Annotated in this window: 7 protein-coding genes and 1 pseudogene; all 8 read left to right on the forward strand. The window is 48.7% G+C overall.

All coding sequences use genetic code 11. The features are described from left to right. The first annotated feature begins 288 nt into the window (after nt 1-288). Nucleotides 289-1854: a transcriptional regulator FtrA gene (gene ftrA / locus Q0241_RS18475; protein WP_366941202.1), complete on the forward strand. Its 1566-nt coding sequence runs from the start codon at nt 289-291 to the stop codon at nt 1852-1854. Between the two features lie 475 nt (nt 1855-2329). Beyond that, a complete protein-coding gene (locus tag Q0241_RS18480; protein ID WP_299380501.1) occupies nt 2330-3307 on the forward strand; it encodes a DUF1852 domain-containing protein in 978 nt (325 codons plus the stop codon). Nucleotides 3308-3337: 30 nt separating this feature from the next. Continuing rightward, a complete protein-coding gene (locus tag Q0241_RS18485) occupies nt 3338-4366 on the forward strand; it encodes a methionine synthase (RefSeq protein WP_299380503.1) in 1029 nt (342 codons plus the stop codon). Between the two features lie 71 nt (nt 4367-4437). Continuing rightward, complete coding sequence (locus tag Q0241_RS18490) at nt 4438-4938, forward strand: flavin reductase family protein (RefSeq protein WP_299380505.1); 501 nt, start codon at nt 4438-4440, stop codon at nt 4936-4938. Nucleotides 4939-5119: 181 nt separating this feature from the next. After that, a pseudogene (locus Q0241_RS18495) lies at nt 5120-5185 on the forward strand (LysR family transcriptional regulator); the annotation flags it as partial. 75 nt (nt 5186-5260) lie between these two features. Next, on the forward strand, nt 5261-5932 hold the full coding sequence (locus tag Q0241_RS18500) for a LysR substrate-binding domain-containing protein (protein WP_299380511.1): 672 nt from the start codon (nt 5261-5263) through the stop codon (nt 5930-5932). A 332-nt stretch (nt 5933-6264) separates the two neighbouring features. Continuing rightward, nucleotides 6265-7455 (forward strand): glycine C-acetyltransferase, encoded by a 1191-nt coding sequence (locus Q0241_RS18505; protein ID WP_299380507.1) that lies wholly within the window; start codon nt 6265-6267, stop codon nt 7453-7455. A gap of 537 nt (nt 7456-7992) precedes the next feature. Beyond that, nucleotides 7993-8381: HTH domain-containing protein (locus tag Q0241_RS18510; RefSeq protein ID WP_299380509.1), on the forward strand; the 389-nt coding region annotated here is incomplete at its 3' end.

Consider the following 8381-nt stretch of genomic DNA (forward strand, 5'->3'; position numbering starts at 1 on the left):
TGTACTTCTTCAAGTGATACCTCTTGTTATGGTAATCTTTATCAATGGGGAAGATTAAGAGATGGACATCAATTATCTTCAAGTACAAATAGTGCTACAAGAACTACTAATATAATAAGTTCAGGTTCTAATTTTATTACTAATAGTTCTTCTCCTATGGATTGGTTAACTAATAGTACACAAGATTCGAATGATATTGATGATAATGGAAATATAAGAAATATTTTATGGTCGCAAACAAATGGAAATTCAGCAACAAATAATATCGTATGTCCAAGTGGATATAGAATGCCAACAAGTGCAGAGATAAAAGCAGAAACATTAGATGACTCAATTGCCGATACAGATACAAATAGCAATGGAACAATAGAAGTAATAAATAGTGCAACAGCATTTCAAAACTTTTTAAAACTACCAACTTCTGGATATAGAAATAATGCGGGTACAGCTACAAGTGATGGCTTTGGATATTTATGGTCATCAAGTAATGGTAGTGGAAATGCAAGTAGTATTAATTATGATGCATCAAGTGCAAGTGAAAATACTAGTACGAATTTTGTTAATGCCTATCCTATTAGATGTATTCAACATACAAGTACAAATACAAGTACTACAATTGATGCAGGAGCTGATCAAAGTGTGTATGAAGGTGCAACAGTTACGCTAACAGCAACGGCTGGTTTCTCTTCTTATGAGTGGAGAGAAGGTAATTCTTCTCTTGGAACAGCTCAATCTTTAGTTAAAAGTAACTTTGGTGAAGGGCTACATTATTTAGTAGTTATAGGAACTAATTCAAATGGTGAAAAATCTGCCATGCCACAAAAGTCACAAAAGTCTCGCCGGAAGTCAGTCCAGAAAACGATCTCAAAAAAGAACCTGGAAGTGTCGCAGGAAGCGTCTGTAAAAAAGCCAAACCACCTCGTTGCGGCGGTGGTCTATGACGGCCTCTGTACCTTTGAGTACGGCATGGTTGTTGAGGCCTTTGGTCTGGACCGTCCTGAGTTTGACGAATGGTATGACTTCACAACTTGTTCGGCGGATAGTGGTCCTTGTCGTGCTCTTGGTGGGCTTCAGGTCACGGCTGAAAAGGGGCTGGAAGTGCTTGAAAAGGCGGACACCATCGTGGTGCCGGGTTGGCGTTCTGTGCACGAACGCCCACCAGAGGCTTTGTTGGAAGCCATCTGGGCGGCCTATTATCGTGGTGCCAGAATCGTGTCGATCTGTTCTGGCGTCTTTGTGTTAGCGGCGGCGGGAATCCTGCGTAATCAAAAGGTCACGACTCATTGGCGCTATGCGGATCTGTTGGCAGAGACCTATCCCGATTTACATGTTGACCCTAACGTCCTCTTTATTGATGAGGGACGAATCATGACCTCGGCGGGGTCAGCGGCGGGTCTCGATCTTTGTCTCAATATCATCCGCAGTGACTTTGGCCCGGCAGTGGCCAACAAGGTCGCCAAGCGTCTAGTGCTTCCGGCACAGCGCGATGGCGGACAGGCGCAGTTTATCGACCGTCCGCAAGTACGTCGCGAATTGGCGATGGATGATTTACTGGCATGGATCAGAAAGCATTTGCACACGCCGTTGCGGGTGGAAGAACTTGCCAAGCGGGCACACATGAGCTTGCGCACCTTTATCCGGCGATTCAAGGAAGCGACGGGGTTGCCTCCGGCCAAGTGGATGATTCAGGAGCGTCTCGCGCTGGCCTGTACCTGTCTGGAAGAAACCGCGATGTCTGTGGAAGAAATCGCTTCGCACTGTGGCTTTGGCCTTGCCGATACCCTGCGCCACCATTTCCGCGATCAAATGGGAATCAGCCCGACTAGATACCGCCAAAATTATCAGATTCTCTAATCTGATACAGATGATTTGTGGCAGCGCCACGAGTATTCGTTTGATGTTCGAAATTGAATTCTTGATTCAGATTTATGATTCAGGTGTTGCGGAGAAATTTGGATACGAGGAATCTAGACACGGGGCTTTTGCGTTAGGTGAATCAAAAGCTTGGATCATGGCTGACTTCTGGTCTTGAAACCTTGCCGTCAAAAATGCCGTTGCCTGAATAAATGGCACTCTTCTATGCGTCGATTAACAGAGCAAGATCCTGTTTACCAGTATTTATATTGATAGAAGCGTGCTTCTAAGCGGTATGGGTAAGCTGTTGCTTTGTTTTGCGTTGATTCGGGCGGCAAGACAAGTATCGGACCAACAGCTAAACTTATGACAATGTGTCATGCTTTTATGAAAAATGATCATTTTTATTCATGTCTGAGTTCGAGCATACAGAATGCATTGCTCATAACCCCGGACGACATGAAGGTCGATCACAATGACAGAAAACTTCGCCTTTAGAGTAAAACGCATTAGTTTTAATGAGGATTATCAACCCTCTGAAAAAACACGCATCACGACTAATTTTGCTAATCTAGCTCGTGGTGAAAGCCGCCAGGAAAATCTGCGCAATGCGTTGCGGATGATTGACCGTCGTTGCAATGCGTTGGCCTATTGGGATAACCCGACAGGCGATCGTTACTCTGTAGAGCTTGATATCATATCTGTTGAAATGGATGTTGAAGGTGCCGGAAATGCCTTTCCGGTGATCGAGGTCCTGAAAACGACGATTCTGGATCAAACGACTGGCAAACGTATTGAAGGCATTGTGGGAAATAATTTTTCCTCTTATGTGCGTGATTATGATTTTAGCGTGCTGCTTTTGGAGCATAACAAGAGCCAATCCGGGTTCAGTATCCCGGATAAATTTGGCGATTTGCACGGTCAAATCTTCAAAAGCTTCGTGCATTCACACGAATATAAAGAGCATTTCAGCAAACCACCCGTGATTTGCCTTAGCGTTTCGTACAACAAGACCTATCATCGGACGGCAAACCACCATCCTGTTCTAGGTGCGGAATACCTGCCAAATGACACATCCCTGACCGAACAATATTTCAGAAAAATGGGACTACAGGTCCGCTATTTTAAACCGGAAAACAGTGTTGCACCCTTGGCATTTTTCTTCTCCGGCGATCTTCTCAGTGACTACAGTAATATCGAACTTATCAGCACCATCAGCACGATGGAGACCTTCCAAAAGATCTACCGGCCTGAGATCTACAACGCCAACTCTGCCGCGGGCGAGCACTTTCAACCAAGCCTACAACACCAGGATCACTCGCTTACACGTGTTACCTATGACCGCGAAGAACGCAGCCAGTTAGCTGTTGAGCAGGGCAAATTTGCTGAAGAGCATTTCATCAAACCCTACCAGGCTGTTCTTGAGGAATGGTCCGCTCAGAATTCTTTCTAATTAATCCATATTCACACAGGATCGCCTATCATGAAAACTCTGCTCCCTACATCTACTGCTGGAAGCTTGCCCAAACCCCGCTGGCTAGCAGAGCCTGAAACACTTTGGTCGCCTTGGAAATTGGAAGGTGCAGAGCTGGTTGAGGGTAAACAGGATGCTTTACGGGTATCGCTGGCGGAACAGCAACTGGCAGGTATTGATATTGTCAGTGACGGAGAGCAAACGCGGCAGCATTTTGTCACGACCTTCATCGAAAATCTCAGCGGTGTTGATTTTGAGAAACGCGAGACCGTTAGAATTCGGGATCGCTATGATGCGAGTGTACCGACCGTTTTTGGTGCAGTTTCGCGCGAAAAACCGGTTTTCGTTGAGGATGCCAAATTTTTGCGCCGACAGACTAAATCTCCTATCAAATGGGCTCTGCCTGGTCCCATGACGATGATCGATACGCTCTATGATGGCTACTATAAAAGCCGAGAGAAACTCGCCTGGGAATTTGCCACGATTCTCAATCAGGAAGCCAAGGAACTAGAGGCGGCTGGTGTCGACATCATTCAATTTGATGAACCTGCTTTCAACGTGTTCTTCGATGAAGTGAATGATTGGGGGATTGCCACCTTGGAAAGGGCAATTGAAGGGCTGAAATGTGAGACGGCAGTCCATATCTGCTACGGCTATGGCATCAAGGCCAACACTGATTGGAAAACAACACTGGGGTCGGAATGGCGGCAGTATGAGGAAATTTTCCCAAAACTCCAGACATCTAGTATCGATCTGGTCTCATTGGAATGCCACAATTCCCATGTCCCTATGGAACTGATCGAACTTATCCGCGGTAAGAAGGTGATGGTCGGGGCCATTGATGTAGCAAATAACACCATAGAAACTCCAGAAGAGGTTGCCGATACCCTACGCAAAGCGCTTGAATATGTGAATCCGGACAAGCTCTATCCCTGCACAAACTGCGGTATGGCGCCGTTATCGCGTTCCGTTACTCGGGGTAAGCTCACTGCTTTGGGTGCAGGGGCGGAAATTGTCCGACGGGAACTTGCGGCCTAATACTTATCAGCGGGTTTATCGGTTAACTCGCTGACTTGCCTCTACATTATTCATTGAAGGGAAACGTCACGATGTCTGATACGGTAGCAATGGATAGCATTGATCCATGTGACCTGCGTGATTGTTGTGGCAGTTTCGCTACGGGTGTAACGGTCATCACCACCCGCACACCCGATGGTGATCACGGTATGACGGCGAGTTCATTCATGTCAGTGTCGCTCGATCCGCCGTTGATTTCCATTTCTCTGGATCGTCGGACCAAGATGCTTGGAGAGGTTAGGAAATCAGGGCGATATGCGGTGAATATCCTGTCGCAGGACATGTGCCCGCATGCGATGCATTTTGCTGGGAAACCGGACGAAACATTGACCGATCTGTTCTTGGAACAACATGGCTTGCCCATATTGCGAGATACCGCAGCCGTTATTGTAGCCGATGTTGTGCAGCAGGTAGAGGCAGGGGATCATGTCCTTCTCCTCGGCCGGGTCCGACATCTGGACCGAGACCCAACGGCTGAGCCACTTCTATATCATGCAGGGCAGTTTGGAAGCCTAGCCACGCAATCGGCTTAGGTGGGCTTCAATCTTATAATATTGCTGTTCTCTAACGCATTTCATGTAGGCTTTTCGAATGAATTGTACATGACTAAAAATTGAGATACTTCTTTCGAAGTTGAATAGGAGTCATATTTAATTGATAGACATCCAGCCTCTTGCAATTCTGCGTGAAATTAATCGGGCAGGCAGCCTGACCTTGGCTGCTGATAAGCTTTGCCTGACGCAATCGGCGGTCAGCCATGCCATTCGCCGTTTTGAAGAACGCCATGGGGTCAAACTTTTGGAAAGGGAGGGGCGCCGCCTGCACCTGACGCCGGCAGGGAACTATCTGCTGGGCTTGGCTAACCGGGTGCTTCCACAGCTTGAGCGGGGCGCGATCGTGTTGGAAGATTATGCGCGTGGGCGCCGCGGTGCGATCCGGATCGGTATGGAATGCCATCCTTGCCAAGACTGGTTGATGCGTGTTGTCGATCCGTTCCTTGCCCAATGGCCTGAGGTCGATCTCGACGTGACAACCGCCTTCCAATTCGGTGGCCTCCAGGCTTTGCTCAACCACGAGATTGACATATTGGTAACACCCGATCCGATCGACCGGCCGGGCCTCGAATATCATCCCGTGTTTGATTATGAGTTGTTGCTTGCTGTTGCCACGGACCATCCTTTGGCTGAAAAGGAAGGTTTGGTGCCCGAAGATCTTTCGGGAGAGACTCTCGTTACCTATCCGGTTCCACGGGAAAGGCTTGATATCTATACGCGCTTTCTTGTGCCAAGCGGGGTTTGGCCACGCCGACACAGAACGGTTGAAACAACGGATCTTATGCTGCGTCTGGTGGCGTCCGGCCGTGCGGTTAGCGCGACACCGGACTGGCTTGTCAGGAGCGTTGATCAGGTGCGGGGCCTCAGGATAGGTAGAGGCATCAGAAAGAGCATTCATCTAGGTATACGAAAGGGAAAGAGGCCGGATTATATCGAGGGCCTTCTTTCCTTGGCTCAAAAGATAAAAATCTAATGATTGTGCTGAGGTGTTCCTAGGTGACCTATTCTTTATTGTGTTTACTATAGCATTGGGTTTCTTGTTTCTTTCATGAATTTAGTGTCTCGCCCGTGTGGATATGGCGGGGTAGAGCCGAGGGGTTATTCCTCTGCCTGCTTTGTATGTCATTGTTACAATGATAGTATTGCCTTTAACGGCAAAAGAAAAAACAGGGGTCTTGTTGCGCTGATCGGATTGTTATTCTCAGGTACGGTAAAATTCTGGACAGTAAGTGGCTTGACGAATCCCTTATACTAGATAATATATCTACTATATTGAACTTCCATTGAAGCAGGATAACGTTGGTTATGAGCAAGTCCATTATCAAGCATCTTATGGGTGAAATCAGCACCTTGAAGGAAACTGGCCTTTACAAGGCAGAGCGGGTGATTGAATCATCTCAGTCTTCGGCGATCAAGGTTCAGTCCTCGGGTGAAGTTCTGAACTTCTGTGCCAATAACTATCTTGGCCTGTCCAATGATTCCGGTTTGGTCACGGCGGCGCAAAAGGCGCTGGATGCTTATGGCTTCGGGCTTTCTTCGGTACGTTTTATTTGTGGCACGCAGGATATTCACAAAGAATTGGAATCTCGTCTTTCCAGCTTTTTGGGACAGGAAGACACTATTCTCTATTCCTCTTGCTTTGATGCCAACGCTGGCCTGTTCGAAACTATCCTCGGGGCCGAAGATGCAGTGATCAGTGATGCCTTGAATCACGCCAGTATCATCGACGGGGTTCGCCTCTGCAAAGCCAAGCGCTACCGCTACGCCAACAGTGACATGGAAGAACTGGAACGCTGCCTGAAAGAGGCACAGGGCCAACGCTTTCGCCTGATCGTGACAGATGGTGTTTTCTCTATGGATGGTTATATCGCCAACCTACCGGCCATCTGTGATCTTGCGGACAAGTATGATGCGCTGGTGATGGTGGATGACAGTCATTCTGTCGGCTTTATGGGGCCAAACGGTGCCGGAACGCCGGATTACTGGGGCCTCCGTGATCGAGTTGATATTATCACAGGCACGTTGGGTAAGGCGCTCGGTGGTGCATCCGGTGGCTATACGTCTGCTAAAAAAGAGATCGTGGACTGGCTCCGCCAGCGGTCACGCCCGTATCTTTTCTCCAATTCTCTGGCCCCTGTGATCACTGCGACGACTCTTGCTGTGCTTGATCTGGTGGAAAACGGTCAGGACATGCGCGCGAAGTTGGTTGAAAACAGCAACCACTTCCGCAAAGGCATGGCCGAACTGGGCTTTGACCTCCTCCCCGGTGAGCACCCCATTATTCCGGTGATGATCGGCGATGCGGCCCTTGCAACCAAGTTGGCAGATGCGCTGTTACAACGTGGCATTTATGTCATCGGCTTCTCTTTCCCTGTGGTGCCAAAAGGTCAGGCGCGTATCCGCACTCAAATGTCGGCCGCCCACACGAAAGAACAGATCGACCGTGCGATAAAAGCCTTCGGCGAAGCCGGAAAAGAATTGGGGATAATTGATTAACCAAATTGCCAGTGCAATTTGGCAAGCTCGACTGGGCGCCCGAGCTTATGCGAGGATAAGCCTTAGTGGCGTTTGAACGTGAATTAGAAGTACCACCGTCCCTCAAGAGGACGTATTGCGCTCAGGTGCCGCGCATGCTTGTCCTCACTTCGTTCCGGGCGTGCAGTCGCACTTACCAGACCCTTAGGATCTGGTTGGAGCTAAATTCTGGAAGTTATCTATCATCCAAATTGCTGGTGTAATTTGGCAAGTTCGACCGAACGCCCGAGCTTATGCGAGGTAAGCCTTAGTGGCGTTTGAACGAAAATACGTCCTCTCAAGGGGCGGTACAAAACAAACCCAGATCTTATCCAAGATCTGGCAAGCCCGACCGGGCGCCCGAGCTTATGCGAGGTCCAGCATGCGCGGCGCTTGAGCGCAATACGTCCTCTTGAGGGACGGTACAAATACTCCGCAAATACACCCTCTTGAGGGGGAGCTAACAAGATATCTTAGACCGCTTCTGAGGAGGTCAACATTTCACGCGCAGAACGACTTTTGAGTTTGATAGAGGAATTTAGGCGCCATCGCCGCCCCGTTTCTGGGAATGATCTTGCTCAGGCATTGGGCATATCAATCCGGACGCTCTATCGCGATATTGCATCACTGCGGGCATTGGGGGCTGGTATAGAGGGTGAACCCGGTGTTGGGTACGTGCTGCGTCCGGGATTCCTTTTGCCCCCGGTGATGTTTACGGCAGAAGAAGTGGATGCGCTGGTTCTTGGGTCACTCTGGGTTGCTGACAAGGCTGAAGCGCCATTGGCTGAAGCCGCCCGGAAGGCGATGGCAAGGTTGACGGCAGTTATGCCGATCGAACTTGTTGATCGGGTTGAAGCTCAATATGCGGTTGTGGGACAGAGCGAGCCGTCGCATCAAGAGACAATCGA

Source organism: uncultured Kiloniella sp., from assembly GCF_937128705.1.
Lineage (GTDB): Bacteria > Pseudomonadota > Alphaproteobacteria > Kiloniellales > Kiloniellaceae > Kiloniella.

Coding starts and splice junctions, on each gene's coding strand:
- ftrA (WP_366941202.1), top strand. CDS start 289: ATGCCAACAAGTGCAGAGATAAAAGCAGAAACATTAGATGACTCAATT.
- Q0241_RS18480 (WP_299380501.1), top strand. CDS start 2,330: ATGACAGAAAACTTCGCCTTTAGAGTAAAACGCATTAGTTTTAATGAG.
- Q0241_RS18485 (WP_299380503.1), top strand. CDS start 3,338: ATGAAAACTCTGCTCCCTACATCTACTGCTGGAAGCTTGCCCAAACCC.
- Q0241_RS18490 (WP_299380505.1), top strand. CDS start 4,438: ATGTCTGATACGGTAGCAATGGATAGCATTGATCCATGTGACCTGCGT.
- Q0241_RS18505 (WP_299380507.1), top strand. CDS start 6,265: ATGAGCAAGTCCATTATCAAGCATCTTATGGGTGAAATCAGCACCTTG.